We start from the raw sequence: 15,003 nt of genomic DNA, 5'->3' as shown, positions 1-15,003 counted from the left end.
TTGAATTTCGAATTATTTGTCGCCAAACGGATTATTGCCGGTAAGGAATACAAAAGTAGTATATCGTCACCAATAATTAAAATTGCTATCACAGCAATTGCATTGGGAATTATTATTATGATGATTTCTGTGGCTACAGGTGCCGGATTACAACAGAAAATTCGAGATAAAATGTCAGGCTTTAAAGGACATATTCAGATCACGAATTTCGACAATAATAATTCTGATGTATCTGTGGTTCCTGTGAGTAAAAACCAAGATTTTTATCCTAATTTTTCTACTATAGACGGAATCAAAAATGTACAAGTTTTTGCTAATACAGTTGGACTGGTTAGAACAAAAACCGATTTTGAAGGAATTGTTTTTAAAGGGGTTTCAACAGACTACGACTGGTCGTTCTTTAAAGAATATTTAGTAGAAGGTGATGTGCCTAATTTTAATCAGAAAAGGACAAGAGATATTTTATTATCCAAAACGTTGGTTGATCGATTGCAATTAAAATTAAACGATACAATTAGAGTTTCTTTTTTTAAAAAAGATCCAAAGAAACTTCCTAGTACCTATAAATTGATAATCAAAGGAGTTTATAATACTGGTTTTTTGGAGTTTGATAAGAATATGATGATTGGTGATTTGCGTGAAGTTCAAAGGTTAAATAAATGGACAAAAGATCAAGTTGGTGGTTTTGAAGTTTTAATTGATGATTTCGATCAACTAAGAGAGAAAGGGAATCAGATACATCAATCTATTGGGTCTACATTAGAAGCTACAACTATCGTAGGAAGTTACCCTGCAATTTTTGAATGGATCAACCTTTTTGATAACAATATTTGGTTCATTATTGGAATTATGATTTTGGTTGCAGGAATTAACATGATTACAGCTTTGTTAGTGCTAATTCTTGAACGCATACCAATGATAGGAATTTTAAAAGCATTAGGAAGTTCAGATTGGAGCATACGAAAAGTATTTCTCTATAATGCTACCTATTTAATCATACAAGGACTATTTTGGGGAAATCTAATTGGATTGACTATTCTTTTATTGCAACAATACTTTGGGTTTATTACTCTAGACCCAGAGAACTATTATGTTTCTGAAGTACCTGTTTATATTGATGTTTTCTCAATGTTAGCCTTAAATCTTGGAACATTGATTTTATGTTTTACAATGTTGGTAGTTCCTTCCGTAATAATTACTAAAATTCAACCTTCAAAATCCATTCGATTTGCGTAATTTTGCCGCGTAAAATCGAATCATGAAATACGCTAAAAATATTTTAGAAACTATTGGAAATACTCCTTTAGTGCAATTAAACTCAGTTACTTCAGAAATAGATGCTATGGTATTAGCCAAAGTAGAAACTTTCAATCCAGGAAACTCTGTTAAAGACCGTATGGCTTTAAAAATGATTGAAGATGCAGAGGCAGATGGAAGATTGAAACCTGGAGGAACTATCATTGAAGGAACTTCTGGAAACACTGGAATGGGATTGGCTTTAGCAGCAATTGTTAAAGGTTACAAATGCATATTTGTAATCTCTGATAAGCAATCTAAAGAAAAGATGGATATTTTAAGAGCTGTAGGAGCTGAGGTGGTAGTTTGTCCTACCAACGTTGAGCCGGATGATCCGAGATCATACTATTCAGTTTCTAAAAGATTAGGAAAAGAAACTCCGAATTCTTGGTACGTGAATCAATATGATAACCCATCTAATGCAGTAGCTCACTATGAGCAAACTGGACCAGAAATTTGGGAGCAGACAGATGGAAAAATTACCCATTTTGTAGTTGGAGTTGGAACAGGAGGAACCATTTCTGGAACTGCTAAATATTTAAAAGAGAAAAATCCCAATATCAAGATTTGGGGAGTAGATACTTACGGATCTGTATTTAAAAAATATCATGAAACTGGAATTTTTGATGAGAATGAAATCTATCCATACATTACAGAAGGTATTGGAGAAGATATTCTTCCTGAGAATGTAGATTTTAGCTTGATTGATGGATTTACTAAGGTAACAGATAAAGATGCAGCAGTTTATACAAGAAAGATTGCCAAAGAAGAAGGGATTTTTGTTGGAAACTCGGCGGGATCTGCAGTAAAAGGAATCTTACAATTGAAAGAACACTTTACAAAAGATGATGTTGTTGTGGTTTTATTCCACGATCATGGAAGTCGTTATGTAGGTAAAATGTTTAACGACGATTGGATGAGAGATCGTGGCTTTTTAGAAGAAGAAATTACTACTGCTGCTGATTTGATTAAAGATCATGCAGATAAGCCTTTGTTAACTGTTAGAACTGAAGAGTTGGTGTCTCATGCCATAGAGAGAATGAGAGAGTATAAGATTTCTCAAATTCCAGTTGAAGACTTAAATGGCTTTGTAGGTTCTGTAGATGAATCCACTTTATTACATCACTATATTGTTGATAAAGATATAGCTGAGAAGCCTATCAAAGAAGTTATGGGAGCTACTTATCCTATTGTTTCCGCAGATACTTCTATTGAGAAAGTTTCTAAGCTAATTACAAAAGATAATCAAGCAGTTTTGGTTAATTTAGGAAAAGGAAAGCATCATATTATTACCAAATATGACATTATAAATGCAATGTAAAAACATAGTTATAAAAAGAAAAGGAGCTTTAAGCTCCTTTTTTTATGATTAACACCCACATGAAATTTCAATAACACTTTGTGCTTTGGTTTGTTTTATCTTGTAATAACAACCTGCTTCTTCGTTTTTGGGGCCATATTCATTTTTACCTTTATACCAGGTGTTTTCTATATCTGAAGGATTAGACTTATCTATTTGCTCAATCCACTTTTTAAGTACTGCTAGTTGAGTTTTAGGGAAAATAAGTTTCTCTTTCACAGGAGCTGCTTCACCACAATTATGATAGGTGTATTTTATTCCATATTCAAACTTTTTAGTAAATCCACATTCAACTCCACCCATTTCATCATCTTTCTTAATGTCTAGCTTTCCAGTGGTAGATTTATAATTTTTCTCCAAATATGACAGTATGATGTTCATTTGGTATTCGCTCTTTTCGAATTCTTTTTTTAATTTTTTAGAATTAGGAGTTTTTAAAACAAAAGATTCTTGAGCTGTTATTGCGAAACTGCAAAAAACAAAAAGTATAGATAAGTATTTGATTTTCATGATTTAAAAGTACTAAAAAAATGAATAGACTAAGATTCCTATCTTTAACATCAAATACCAAACCAATCAATATGCGAATTTTAAAAATTATTTTTTGTGCACTACTTATTGTGTCTTGTAATAACAAACAAACAGAGAACAACAACCCTATGGGTTATTCAGATGAAGTTCTTGCGAAAGCAAAAGAAATTCATGATAGAGTATTAAAATTAGATACTCACGTAGATATTAATGTTAATAATTTTACAGCTGAAAAGAATTATAATCAAGAACTGAATACACAAGTAAACCTTCCTTTTATGGATGAAGGAGATTTAGATGTGGCTTGGTTGATTGTGTATACAGGTCAAGGAGAATTAAATGAAGAAGAGTATAATAAAGCTTATAAAAATGCTATAAGCAAATTTGATGCAATTCATAGGCTAACCAAAGAATTAGCCCCAGATAGAATTGAATTGGCTGTAAATTCAAAAGAAGCCAGAGACATTCATTCTAAAGGAAAGAGAGTAGCCATGATTGGAATTGAAAATGGATATCCGGTTGGAACCGAAGTATCAAGAGTAAAAGAGTTTTACGATTTAGGAGCTAGATATATGTCTTTATCTCACAATGGTCATAGTCAATTATGTGATTCTAATACGGGAGAAAAGGATAGTATTTGGTTGCATAATGGGGTAAGTGAATTAGGAAAAGAAGTGATTAAAGAAATGAATAAATGGGGAATGATGATCGATGTTTCTCATCCCTCTAAAAAATCGATACAGGATATGATAGAACTTACAAAGGCCCCTATCATTGCTTCTCATTCTTCAGCAAGAGCATTGTGTGGTCATAGTAGAAATTTGGATGATGAACAGTTGCAATGGATGAAAGAAAATGGTGGAGTAGTTCAAACCGTAGCTTTTAGTTCTTATTTAAAGACAGACAAGCATAATACTTACAGAAAAGCACTTGGAGAAGCTATGAAAAAGGTAGCCAAAGAAGAAGGTTTTGAAATGAAACCTTGGGGAGAGGTAAGAAAAATGAAAGATGAAGAGATTAGTGAGTATATCTCAAAACGAAGAGAAATTTCAAAAAAGGCAGCAGAAACCGTTAAAAGTGAAGCAGAGCCAGTTGATGTTGCCGATTTTGTTGATCATATAGATTATTTGATAGAAAAAATGGGAATAGACCATGTAGGAATTAGTTCTGATTTTGATGGAGGCGGAGGAGTTTATGGCTGGGATGATGCATCCGAAACATTAAACGTTACTGCAGAATTAGTAAAAAGAGGATATACAGAAGAAGAGATTGCTAAACTGTGGAGTGGAAATTTACTCAGAGTTTTGGACGAGGTTGAAGCGGTTGCACAAAAAATTCAACAAGCCGAAAAATAAAATCTCTATAAAAACACAAAACCACCTCGAGAGAGGTGGTTTATGCTAATCAACTAATTCAAATAATTTACACAATGAAAACAATTTTACTTGCTTCGTAAAACATATTTCAATTACCGTGCCAAAATGAATTATTCTGTTGTTTTTTGTTAAAAAGATGTGATTTTTATATTTATTTAACATTCAAGGAGTTTTTATTAAAGATTCCTTAAATATCAGCTCATTTAAGATATTAAATAAATAATTTTTTGAAGAAAAATTGTGAATCTTATAAAAACTTAATTGGCGTGTTTATGAGCTTTATATGAAGAACGAACCAAAGCACCACTTTCTACATACATGAATCCCATTTCTAATCCTAAGGTTTCGTATTTTTTAAATTGCTCTGGAGTGATAAATTCTTTTACAGGAAGATGCTTTTTACTAGGTTGTAAATATTGACCAATAGTAATAACATCTAATCCAACTCCTCGAAGATCTTTCATAGTTTGAATAACTTCTTCTTCGGTTTCTCCTAAACCTAACATGATTCCAGATTTGGTACGCATACCATTATCTTTTAAATATTTTAAAACACCTAAACTTCTATCATATTTAGCTTGAATGCGAACTTCTCTAGTTAAGCGACGAACGGTTTCCATATTATGAGAAACTACTTCTGGATGTACTTCAATAATTCGATCTAATAATTTTTCATTTCCTTGAAAATCAGGAATTAAAGTTTCTAAAGTTGTATTAGGATTTGCTCTACGAATAGCTTCAACAGTTTCTGCCCAAATTATAGATCCACCATCTTTTAGGTCGTCTCTATCAACAGAAGTAATCACTGCATGCTTAATTCCCATGATTTTAATAGAACGAGCCACTTTTTCTGGTTCGTCCCATTCAACCGTTTCTGGTCTTCCAGTTTTTACACCACAAAATCCGCAAGAACGAGTACAAATATTTCCTAAGATCATAAATGTAGCAGTTCCTTCACCCCAACATTCACCCATGTTAGGGCAGCTTCCACTCGTACAAATAGTATTCAATTTGTACTTATCTACCAAACCACGAAGCTCCGTATATTTCTTCCCAACAGGAAGTTTAACACGTAACCACTCTGGCTTTTTCTTTCTTTCCGGTGCTGCAACTGTATCGCTACTCATCAATAGAAATATTTAAGTTGCAAAGTTACGAAGAAAACTATTATAAATTCAAAAGAAACCAAACACTAAACCCTAGTAAAAAAACAATACCTAGAATACTCAATATTTTAAGAGAAATGTTAGGTTGATGTTCTTTTGGAGTATGCTTTCCTGTGATTAAAATATAATTAAGAATTGCATAAAACGGAGCTGTTAGAAAAGACAATACAGTAGCTATTTTAACCATTAGTCCCATGTCATCTCTAAAGAAGCGTAAAATAATATAAGTTCCCAATCCAAGTAAAACAATCCAAAACCAATACGTGAGTTTTGTCTTTTTGCCAAATACTAAATTGTTGGCAATGGTCATGGTTCTTGGAGATGCATCTAACGTGGTAATAGTAGTGCTAAACATTGTAGTAAATGCAGCTATGGCAATAAAGATATAGGCAAAATCACCCAAACTGTTAGTATATAACTCAATTAACTGTCCAGCGAAAACCCCTCCTTGATTAGAAAAGCTTTCTCCAGATTTATGCATTACTAAAGCGCCAAGCATTACAAAGCAAACAGCTAGAAAAATAGTGCCGATATAACCAACATTAAAATCGAAGATAGCTTGTTTAGGCTGAATTTTTTGATGGGTTGTTTTTTCCTTTTCTAAAGACCAAATAGATTGCCAAATAGAAATATCTAAAGGAGCTGGCATCCAGCCTAAAAATGCAATTAGAAAGGTGATTTCTATGGTTCCTTTAGGAAGAACTTGAGTAATATCAAAAGTGTCTGTTGTTTTAAATAACGCCACATTTACAGCTACCAAAGTACAAATGGTGAGCAATAAAATGATGTATTTCATCAATTTGTCCAAAAGTTTATACCTCCCAACAATTAATATCACAATGCTTACAATAGTAATTGCTAAGGACATTGTAACCATATCATCCCCAGAAAACCCAAATAGATTAACGGCCAATCCTGCTGTAACAATGGTTACTGCAGCTTGAATGATAAACATAGTAATGAAACTAATAATATAGCTAATAATTAAAATTCCCTTTCCTAATTTTTTATAACCATCTAATAATGTTTCTCCTGTTGCCGCAGCATACCTTGGGCCGAATTGAAAAAATGGATATTTCAAAAGGTTTGCCAATAATAGTGCCCATAACAATCCAAATCCAAACTCGGCACCTGCACGTGTAGATTGTACCAAGTGCGATACGCCAACAGCAGCACCAGCAAAGAGAAGTCCAGGACCTAAAGAGCGTAAAATAGATTTTGTTTTCATATTATTTGAGGTTGAAATTTTCTTTAATTTCTTTTATATGATGCGATTCAATATGAGAAGGAGCTAAAACTTCGATGTAATCTTTTTTTGAATTTTTATCTATAGATACATTTTCTATTTCTATTAAAAAACTGATTCTATTTTTGTCATAATAAATATAAACATTTGAGTATCTATAAGGATCTGGCTTACTTAAATTCATTAAAGCCTTAGAAGGGTTTGAATACAATGATTCTAAAAAATGATTTCTTAATGTAATATATTCGAACTCTTGATCAATTTTTACTTTCTTATACCACTTGTTGTCTATCTCAGAAAAAGGAATTACTTCAAATAAATTATATATTCTCAAAGGAACTAATATGAGAATAACTGCTTCTGTAATCCATACACACCATAAAATAGGTCCATTTATAATAGTTGATCTGATTTCCCAAGTTCCAATCGAATTGATTTGAATTATATCGTTAAAAATTATATCAGGACTTATGAATAGTTCCAAAATAATAGAGATGTCTTGCAAAGGGTTAATCTCATTAGCTAAGTAGATATAAATGAATAGAACCCATTGTATGTATATGATTATTAATGAAATGATACCTGTAGCTAAAAAACAAATCCTTTGATTTCTAATTTTAAAGGCTAAACATAAATATCTTACTGTATAAGCAATACAATATCCAAGACCAACAACAAGAAGCACATTTAAATATACTATTGGAGAGAGTGTAAGAAGAATGTTGTAGATAAAACTAAAAAAAGAAATTATAAGTAAACTGGAAATAAAGGCTAGTAGTAAATTCAATACAGGAGCTGTTCCAGACTCTTCATATTTTTTAAATAAATTCTTTGGAGGCATTATGATTTCTTAATAATTTCTGCTAACAATTTTTTTGCGCGAAGTAATTTTACTTTCACATTATTCATAGGTTCACCAATTTGTTCAGAAATTTCTTTATAACTCAATTCTTGAAAATACCGGAGGTTAATAACCTGCTGGTATTTAGGTTTTAATTGCTTTATATCTCTTAAAAGCTTGGCAAGATTTTGTTCCGTGATAATCTTATCTTCAGGGGTTGGGTTGTCGTCAACAACAGCATATGCCTCTCTTTCTTGCTCTTTAGTAGTTTTTAAATTGATAGAAGCTTTATTTTTTCTAATTAGATCAATATGAATATTCTTAGAAATAGTAATAAGCCAAGTTTTAAACTTATACTCTTCATTAAAAGAGTCTATCTTATCAAAAGCCCTAGAGAATGATTGAATAGTAATATCCTCAGCATCATTATCATTTTGAGTTCTTTTTAGTTGATATTGATAGACATCACTCCAGAAATGATCAAGCAAAAAGTTAAATGAAATCTGATTTCCTTCTTTTGCTCTTTTAATATGATTATTTAGAATCTCCTTCTTTATTTCCAATGAGTGGGCTTTGAAATGGTGTTGGCAATAAATATAGTAATTTGAAATAACACCAAAAAGAGTTCAAGAAAAGGTAAAAAGTAAGAGACCTGAGTCTCGTTTAATTTTTTTGAAGAGACACCTATGGTTATGTAATTAAAAATAAAGTAAGAACCTATAATAGCTAAAGAAATTTCAATAGGCTCCCAAAAAACAATAAAAGGAGCCAAGACCCAAAAAGACAATTTTGTCAGAAAGAAAAGAGTTAAAAAGAATTGATGCTTGAACTTATAGTGTGATGAAGTTGAAATGTGCCTTCTTTTTTGTCGGAACCATTCAATAAAACTTTTGGGAGCTTCTGAAATTGTAAAACTATTTGGGTGAATGCTAATTGTAGTGTTGTTTCTATCAGCTGCATCTTTAATAAATAAATCATCATCACCTGAACGTATCTGCATATGATTGATAAACCCTTTTACTTTAAAGAATTCATCTTTTGTATACGCTAAATTTCTACCAACTGCCATATATGGAGATCCTAATCTTGCATAGCTGAAATACTGAACTGCAGTTATTAAAGTTTCATAACGTACCAATAAATTTACAGGAGAAAATCTTTTGGATCGATATTTACCATAACCTAGAATAATAGTTTTTTTAGAAGAGAACTGAGCACTCATTTCTTGCACCCATAAATCTGATGAAGGAACACAATCGGCATCAGTAAACAATAAATGATTGTATTTAGCCGCTTTAATACCTAGAGTTAGTGCATACTTCTTGTTTCCCCAAAAAGCTTCATTGTTTTCTACATTCACTATTTTAATTCGAGAATCTTTACCCTTGAATGCATCTAAAACATCTAACGTATTATCTGTAGATGCATCATTAATAATGACGAGTTCAAATTTAGGGTGCTTTTGTTTTAATAGAAGAGGAATTAGTCTTTGTAAATTCTGTTCTTCATTTTTAGCACATACAATAATAGATATGTCTGGTGTTATATCTTCCATTTTCTTTTTAGAACTGTAAAAAGCAAACGAAAAAAAAGAGATATAATAGAGGATTTGAATTACCGTAACTGCTACAAAAAAGTAGAATAAAACAGTAAAAATCATCGAAAAGAATTATTTATGAGAAGTCTCAGTGCACGTATCAAATTGATCAGGAGTTTTACCACAAAAGCCACAAGCTTCTCCTTCTGTATTTAACATCGGATTCTGACTAGCGCAAGTTCCTGCAAACTCACCATTTTTCTTTCCCCAAATCTTAATAGCAATACCTGCAACCGCCAAAGCCAACAACCCTAAAGTTAATAAAAGAAGTTTCATTGTAATACGTTTTTTACAGATGCAAAGATAATCATAATCTAAGAAAAATTAACTCATTATAGTTGAGTTATTCTAAGTTTTTTATACTTTACAACTCAACAGATTATTTCACTTTTTGACTAACCAAGAAGAATTCATAGAAAAACTTAAAAAAGGAAGCGAATCTGCTTTTAGCCTTCTTCTAGAAGAATATCAGCAGAAAGTATTCCATACATGTTTGTCTTTTGTGCCTAACAAAGAAGATGCAGAAGATGTAGCGCAAGAAGTTTTTTTAGAAGTGTATAAATCTGTTTCTAAATTTAAAGGAAACTCCAAACTATCAACTTGGATATATAAAATATGCACAAACAAGTGCTTGGAATTTATTAGAAAGAAGAATGCAAAAAAGAGGTTTGCATTTATGCAAAGTATTTTAGGAAATGAAATTCCAATGGACAAAACGAATTTTTTTACGGAATTCAATCATCCAGGAATTTTATTGGAAAATAAAGAAAAATCAGAAGCAATTTTTTTAGCAATTAACACGTTACCAGAGAGTCAACGAGTTATTTTTACCTTGGCTAAAATTGATGGTAAAAGCTATCAAGAGATTGTTGAAATTACTGGAAAAAGTTTGTCTTCTGTAGAATCTGTTATGTTTAGAGCAAAGAAAAATTTGCAACAAAAGTTAGAGAATTTTTATAAAAAAAATCAATAAACGCAAGTTTTAAAAAGATATTGCATCTTAATAAAAGAACGAGATGAAAACACATAAAAACAAAAGTATAGAGAATAACAATACTTTAGATATTTTAGACGAGATTCAAGAAGTAAAGGTAAGTCCTTTCTTTAAGAATAAAGTATTGAATACTATTCGCCAACAAAAGGAAGAAAAGACTCCTTCGTTTGGTTGGTTCACTCCGCAATTACAATTAGCTACACTTGCATTGGTGCTTTGTATCAATGTATTGACAATTTACTTTACTTTCAATTCACAAGAAACAAGTCAAGAAATTTCTGGATTTGAAGCTTTTATGGAAGATTATTATTTAGATTCAGATAACACTCTCACTTTAAATTAAAGACATGAGAAATAAATTACTATATATTTTCTTGGTTGTTATGTTAGTTATCAATGCACTTTTATTGTATATGATACTTGATAAAAAATCAATGAAAAACAAACCGAAAGCTCAAAGTTTCTTAACAGAAGAACTTGGTTTTTCTGAAGATCAAAAAGAACGATTTTTCTTTTTAGATAGAGAACATAGGGGTCAAATGTTACAGTTAGATGAAGAACAAAGAACTCTAAGAAAAAAAATGTTTAACTCTTTTGGAAACAACGAGTTCTCTCCTGATTCTTTAATAAATCGTATGGGAGAGATTGAAAAAGATAAGCAAAAGGAATTGTTTGCTTTTTTTAAAGAAGTGAGAAAATTATGCAATGAAGATCAAATTAAAAAGTTTGATGAGATCATTCAAAATGTTCTCTTAAGAAGAGGTCCTAAACCACCAGGAAAAGGAAGAAAAGGTCCTCCAAGAAGACATGGTCCACCGGAAAAAGATTTTTAATAGACGGCCTCATTTTTGAGGCTTTTTTTATGCGCAAGAAAACTTAAAAAAGTGTTAAGTTTTTAAAATCTATAAAAAATGCGCAAGTTTTTTTTCAGGCCAGCATCCAAATAATTAAACGGAAAGGTTTTAATCAATTGTTTAATTAAAAAGATGTATTATGAGGACTATAAAAAACACATTACTACTAGTATTAGCAATTAGTTTATTTGCATGTAATAACGATGACTATGTAGACATTACTACAGATGGAGATATTACAAATGATGATGGAAACGGAGATACAAGCGATGATGATATCTTAGCGCAAACGCTAAACTTACCAGCAACTTCTTTTAATTATGCAAATATTCAAATGCCAGGGCATTTTTTGGATAATCAATTACAAAATGAAGACAATACTCCCAATAACAACCCCATCACAGATGCTGGGGCTACTTTAGGAAGAGTTCTTTTTTATGATAAAAAACTTTCAGCAAACAATACTGTTTCTTGCGCATCTTGTCATGTTCAAGAGAATGGCTTTTCTGATCCTAACACATTAAGTATCGGTTTTGAGGGAGAATTAACAGGAAGAAATTCAATGGGATTATCAAATGCTAAATTTTATAATAATGGAAGATTTTTCTGGGATGAAAGAGCAGCTACGTTGGAAGATCAGGTTTTAATGCCAATTCAAGATGCTGTAGAGATGGGATTAACATTAGAAGAATTGGTAGATAAAGTATCGGCTGAAGGGTATTACAGAATTTTATTTGACAGAGCTTTTGGAGATGAAAATATTACTAGTGAAAGAATATCATTAGCATTAGCTCAGTTTGTAAGATCAATGGTTTCTTATGAGTCTAAGTTTGATGCTGGAATGGCGCAAGTGGGTAACCCTCAGCAAAACTTTCCAAATTTTACTCCTTCTGAAAACTTAGGAAAAAACCTATTCTTTAGTAATAGAACTAGGTGTAACGATTGTCATGACACCAATGCTATGGTTGGAGACGCCCCAAGAAATAATGGATTAGATGCTGTTTTAACCGATTTAGGAGTTGGTGGTGTAACTGGAAATAATAATGATAGAGGAGAGTTTAAAGTTGGGTCTTTAAGAAATATCGAATTAACAGGACCTTATATGCATGATGGAAGATTTGCTACTCTTGGAGAAGTTATAGATCACTATGATGACGGAGTTCAAAATAGTCAAGATTTAGACAACAGACTAAGAGTTGGAGGAAATCAAGTGAGAAGATTGAATTTAACTCCTGCAGAAAGACAAGGTTTGATAGATTTTCTATTAACACTTACAGATACTAATTTTATTACAGACGAGAAGTATTCAGACCCATTTCGTACTAATTAATGCACTGTTAAGACAACAATATTTTAGTAGAATATATGCAAACAATGATGGTTTTATTACCAAAACTGAATTAAAAAAAACTCCTAAATCTAATAGGAGAAGAGCTAAATAAAAGAAAAGTAAACTTTGGTTGGTTTAGTTGAATGTAAAGAGTCTCTTGACAATGTCAAGAGGCTTTTTTCTATGAAATGATGTTCACTTCAATTTCTAATGAAATTCCAAATGAAGTACGAATGCTTTCTTGAATTTTTCTTGCTAATTTTAGAATATCTTTTCCATCAGCGTTGTTGTAGTTTACCAAAACAAGTGCTTGTTTTTCATGAATGCCAAAATCTCCAAAACGTTTTCCTTTGTAACCGGCAGTCTCTATTAGCCAACCAGCCGGAACTTTAATTTCAGTTTCAGATACTTTATAACTAGGAATACTTGGGTACTTTTCTTGAAGTTCTTGAAAATGCTCTGTAGAAATTACAGGATTCTTAAAAAAGCTTCCACTATTTCCAATTTCTTTAGGGTCGGGTAATTTAGATTGGCGAATCTTGATAACAGCATTGGAAACATCTCTGATTGTTGGAGAAGTAATTCCTTTTGCCTTTAACTCAGTTTCAATAGCACCATAACTAGTATTTAGTGTATGGTTTCTCTTAGTCAAACAAAAACTCACTGAAGTTAACACAACTTTGTCTTTTAATTCATTTTTAAAAATAGAATTTCGATATCCAAACAAACACGCTTCGTTAGAAAATTCAATTCTTTTCGCAGAATCAATTTCAATACCTTCTACTTTTGTAATAGTATCTTTTACTTCAACACCGTAAGCGCCAATATTTTGAATAGGGCAAGTCCCTACATTTCCAGGAATTAAGGAAAGGTTTTCCAATCCGCCATAATCTTGTTCTAAACACCAGAGTACAAAGTCGTGCCAGTTTTCACCAGCGTTTACAGTCAAAAATACTTCGTCATCAGTTTCTTTATCAATAGAAATTCCATGAATATTCACATGAACCACTAGTTTGTTAATATCATTTGTAAGAAGCATATTACTTCCCCCACTTAATAAAAAGATATTTTTTTCTTGTTCTAGAACCGATTGAAGTTGATAAAAACTGTCTACAGAAACAAAACGTTTGGCATTCACATCGATACCAAACGTATTGTATTTTTTAAGTGATATGTTTTGTTGAATATTCAACTATGAATTGTATTGATTTAATGCAATTTTTAAAATCTCTACACAACGTATTAAGTCTTTCTTATTTAATACATAAGCAATACGTACTTGATTTTTTCCTTCTCCTTTAGTTGAGTAAAAACCTCCGGCTGGAGCTACCATAACTGTTTCATTCTGATCATTGAATTTCTCTAAAAGCCATTGTGCAAAAGCATCTGTATCATTTACTGGTAATTCAGCGATACAATAAAAAGCACCTTTAGGATTGGCAACTTTTACACCTTCTATTTTTTGCAATTCAGAAATCAATGTGTTTCTTCTTTCTACATATTCTTCTATCACATCATCAAAGTAACTTTGAGGTGTATCTAAAGCAGCCTCACTAGCCAATAAAGCATAAGTAGGCGGACTTAAACGAGCTTGAGCAAATTTGATAGCAGTATTGATGAAATCTTTGTTTTTAGAAACAATGCAACCAATTCTAGCACCACACATACTATAACGCTTAGATACTGAATCAATCATGATAGCGTTTTGCTCTAAACCAGCTTCAGCCATTACAGAATGATGTGTATTTCCATCATAAGCAAACTCTCTATAAACTTCGTCAGCAATTAAGAACAAATCGTGTTTTAATACAATTTGTTTTAATTTTTCAATTTCTTCTTTACTGTATAAATACCCAGTTGGGTTTCCAGGATTACAAATTAAAATAGCCTTAGTTTTAGAAGTAATCAACTTTTCGAAATCTTCAATCTTTGGTAATGCAAAATTATCATCGATAGAAGAAATTACGGGAACAACTTTTACTCCTGAAGCAGTAGAAAATCCATTGTAATTTGCATAAAAAGGTTCAGGAATAATAATCTCATCTCCTGGATCAGTGATACTTCCAATAGTAAAGAGTAAAGCTTCAGAGCCACCTGTTGTAGCTATAATATCAGTAGCTTGAACATTGATGTTGTTTTTCTGATAATAGTCTGCAAGTTTATTTCTATACTCTTCTGACCCTTCTGAACGAGCATAAGATAAAACCTCTATTGTATTGTTCTTAACAGCATCTAATGCTACTTGAGGTGTTTTAATATCTGGCTGACCAATATTTAGGTGATAAACTTTTGTTCCATTCTTTTTTGCAGCTTCTGCAAAAGGAACCAATTTACGTATCGGAGATTCGGGCATTAATTGCCCTTTATTTGATATTGATGGCATTACTAATTAATTGAATAGTCACATGCAAA

The 15,003-nt window shown here is 31.8% G+C and carries 16 protein-coding genes; 7 read left to right on the top strand and 9 right to left on the bottom strand.

Going from position 1 to position 15,003, the window contains the following annotated elements; all coding sequences use genetic code 11:
• Entirely contained in the window at positions 1–1,236 is a 1,236-nt protein-coding gene (locus tag AAON49_RS08540; RefSeq protein ID WP_349554413.1) for an ABC transporter permease, read from the top strand.
• Positions 1,237–1,258: 22 nt separating this feature from the next.
• Positions 1,259–2,617 carry a pyridoxal-phosphate dependent enzyme gene (locus AAON49_RS08535; RefSeq protein ID WP_349554098.1) on the top strand — a complete coding sequence of 453 codons (1,359 nt, stop codon included), beginning with the start codon at positions 1,259–1,261 and terminating at the stop codon, positions 2,615–2,617.
• A 48-nt stretch (positions 2,618–2,665) separates the two neighbouring features.
• On the opposite strand, the gene AAON49_RS08530 is transcribed toward AAON49_RS08535, so the two are convergent.
• Positions 2,666–3,166 carry a hypothetical protein gene (locus tag AAON49_RS08530; RefSeq protein WP_349554097.1) on the bottom strand — a complete coding sequence of 167 codons (501 nt, stop codon included), beginning with the start codon at positions 3,164–3,166 and terminating at the stop codon, positions 2,666–2,668.
• A 71-nt stretch (positions 3,167–3,237) separates the two neighbouring features.
• On the opposite strand from AAON49_RS08530, the gene AAON49_RS08525 reads away from it, so the two are divergent.
• Positions 3,238–4,542: a dipeptidase gene (locus tag AAON49_RS08525; RefSeq protein ID WP_502942952.1), complete on the top strand. Its 1,305-nt coding sequence runs from the start codon at positions 3,238–3,240 to the stop codon at positions 4,540–4,542.
• Between the two features lie 278 nt (positions 4,543–4,820).
• Here the strand turns inward: AAON49_RS08525 and lipA are convergent, their stop codons facing one another.
• Genes lipA through AAON49_RS08495 form a run of 6 tightly spaced genes read right to left on the bottom strand, consistent with a single transcriptional unit; the run spans position 4,821 to position 9,689 of the window.
• Positions 4,821–5,690 carry a lipoyl synthase gene (lipA, locus tag AAON49_RS08520; protein WP_349554095.1) on the bottom strand — a complete coding sequence of 290 codons (870 nt, stop codon included), beginning with the start codon at positions 5,688–5,690 and terminating at the stop codon, positions 4,821–4,823.
• A 40-nt stretch (positions 5,691–5,730) separates the two neighbouring features.
• Complete coding sequence (locus tag AAON49_RS08515) at positions 5,731–6,957, bottom strand: Nramp family divalent metal transporter (protein WP_349554094.1); 1,227 nt, start codon at positions 6,955–6,957, stop codon at positions 5,731–5,733.
• 1 nt (position 6,958) lies between these two features.
• On the bottom strand, positions 6,959–7,816 hold the full coding sequence (locus tag AAON49_RS08510; RefSeq protein ID WP_349554093.1) for a hypothetical protein: 858 nt from the start codon (positions 7,814–7,816) through the stop codon (positions 6,959–6,961).
• Complete coding sequence (locus tag AAON49_RS08505) at positions 7,816–8,379, bottom strand: RNA polymerase sigma factor (RefSeq protein ID WP_349554092.1); 564 nt, start codon at positions 8,377–8,379, stop codon at positions 7,816–7,818. The genes AAON49_RS08510 and AAON49_RS08505 overlap by 1 nt, the downstream gene beginning before the upstream one ends.
• Positions 8,370–9,476, bottom strand: coding sequence for a glycosyltransferase (locus AAON49_RS08500; RefSeq protein WP_349554091.1), 1,107 nt, complete (start codon positions 9,474–9,476; stop codon positions 8,370–8,372). Before AAON49_RS08500 ends, AAON49_RS08505 begins: the two co-directional genes overlap by 10 nt.
• Before the next feature lie 9 nt (positions 9,477–9,485).
• Positions 9,486–9,689, bottom strand: a complete 204-nt coding sequence (locus AAON49_RS08495; protein ID WP_349554090.1) for a membrane or secreted protein — start codon at positions 9,687–9,689, stop codon at positions 9,486–9,488.
• Positions 9,690–9,804: 115 nt separating this feature from the next.
• Here AAON49_RS08495 and AAON49_RS08490 point away from each other — a divergent pair, with 115 nt between their 5' ends.
• The 4 genes from AAON49_RS08490 (at position 9,805) to AAON49_RS08475 (ending at position 12,591) form a co-directional block, all read left to right on the top strand.
• Positions 9,805–10,386, top strand: a complete 582-nt coding sequence (locus AAON49_RS08490) for an RNA polymerase sigma factor (RefSeq protein ID WP_349554089.1) — start codon at positions 9,805–9,807, stop codon at positions 10,384–10,386.
• Between the two features lie 43 nt (positions 10,387–10,429).
• Positions 10,430–10,750, top strand: coding sequence for a hypothetical protein (locus AAON49_RS08485; protein ID WP_349554088.1), 321 nt, complete (start codon positions 10,430–10,432; stop codon positions 10,748–10,750).
• A 4-nt stretch (positions 10,751–10,754) separates the two neighbouring features.
• Entirely contained in the window at positions 10,755–11,240 is a 486-nt protein-coding gene (locus tag AAON49_RS08480) for a hypothetical protein (RefSeq protein ID WP_349554087.1), read from the top strand.
• A gap of 160 nt (positions 11,241–11,400) precedes the next feature.
• Positions 11,401–12,591 (top strand): cytochrome-c peroxidase, encoded by a 1,191-nt coding sequence (locus AAON49_RS08475; protein ID WP_349554086.1) that lies wholly within the window; start codon positions 11,401–11,403, stop codon positions 12,589–12,591.
• A gap of 181 nt (positions 12,592–12,772) precedes the next feature.
• Here AAON49_RS08475 and murB read toward each other — a convergent pair whose 3' ends face one another.
• Positions 12,773–13,783, bottom strand: a complete 1,011-nt coding sequence (gene murB / locus AAON49_RS08470) for a UDP-N-acetylmuramate dehydrogenase (protein WP_349554085.1) — start codon at positions 13,781–13,783, stop codon at positions 12,773–12,775.
• A complete protein-coding gene (locus AAON49_RS08465) occupies positions 13,784–14,974 on the bottom strand; it encodes a pyridoxal phosphate-dependent aminotransferase (protein ID WP_349554084.1) in 1,191 nt (396 codons plus the stop codon).
• Positions 14,975–15,003: the final 29 nt, after the last annotated feature.

The organism is Pseudotenacibaculum sp. MALMAid0570 (assembly GCF_040151415.1).
Classification (GTDB): domain Bacteria; phylum Bacteroidota; class Bacteroidia; order Flavobacteriales; family Flavobacteriaceae; genus Polaribacter.
Note: the sequence above shows the minus strand (reverse complement) of the source record. Positions and strands in the feature narration are given on the sequence as shown.

Excerpts from the sequence above, each read along its gene's own strand:
- AAON49_RS08535 (WP_349554098.1), top strand. The coding sequence starts at position 1,259 with ATGAAATACGCTAAAAATATTTTAGAAACTATTGGAAATACTCCTTTA.
- AAON49_RS08530 (WP_349554097.1), bottom strand. The coding sequence starts at position 3,166 with ATGAAAATCAAATACTTATCTATACTTTTTGTTTTTTGCAGTTTCGCA.
- AAON49_RS08525 (WP_502942952.1), top strand. The coding sequence starts at position 3,238 with ATGCGAATTTTAAAAATTATTTTTTGTGCACTACTTATTGTGTCTTGT.
- lipA (WP_349554095.1), bottom strand. The coding sequence starts at position 5,690 with ATGAGTAGCGATACAGTTGCAGCACCGGAAAGAAAGAAAAAGCCAGAG.
- AAON49_RS08515 (WP_349554094.1), bottom strand. The coding sequence starts at position 6,957 with ATGAAAACAAAATCTATTTTACGCTCTTTAGGTCCTGGACTTCTCTTT.
- AAON49_RS08510 (WP_349554093.1), bottom strand. The coding sequence starts at position 7,816 with ATGCCTCCAAAGAATTTATTTAAAAAATATGAAGAGTCTGGAACAGCT.
- AAON49_RS08500 (WP_349554091.1), bottom strand. The coding sequence starts at position 9,476 with ATGATTTTTACTGTTTTATTCTACTTTTTTGTAGCAGTTACGGTAATT.
- AAON49_RS08495 (WP_349554090.1), bottom strand. The coding sequence starts at position 9,689 with ATGAAACTTCTTTTATTAACTTTAGGGTTGTTGGCTTTGGCGGTTGCA.
- AAON49_RS08485 (WP_349554088.1), top strand. The coding sequence starts at position 10,430 with ATGAAAACACATAAAAACAAAAGTATAGAGAATAACAATACTTTAGAT.
- AAON49_RS08480 (WP_349554087.1), top strand. The coding sequence starts at position 10,755 with ATGAGAAATAAATTACTATATATTTTCTTGGTTGTTATGTTAGTTATC.
- AAON49_RS08475 (WP_349554086.1), top strand. The coding sequence starts at position 11,401 with ATGAGGACTATAAAAAACACATTACTACTAGTATTAGCAATTAGTTTA.
- AAON49_RS08465 (WP_349554084.1), bottom strand. The coding sequence starts at position 14,974 with ATGCCATCAATATCAAATAAAGGGCAATTAATGCCCGAATCTCCGATA.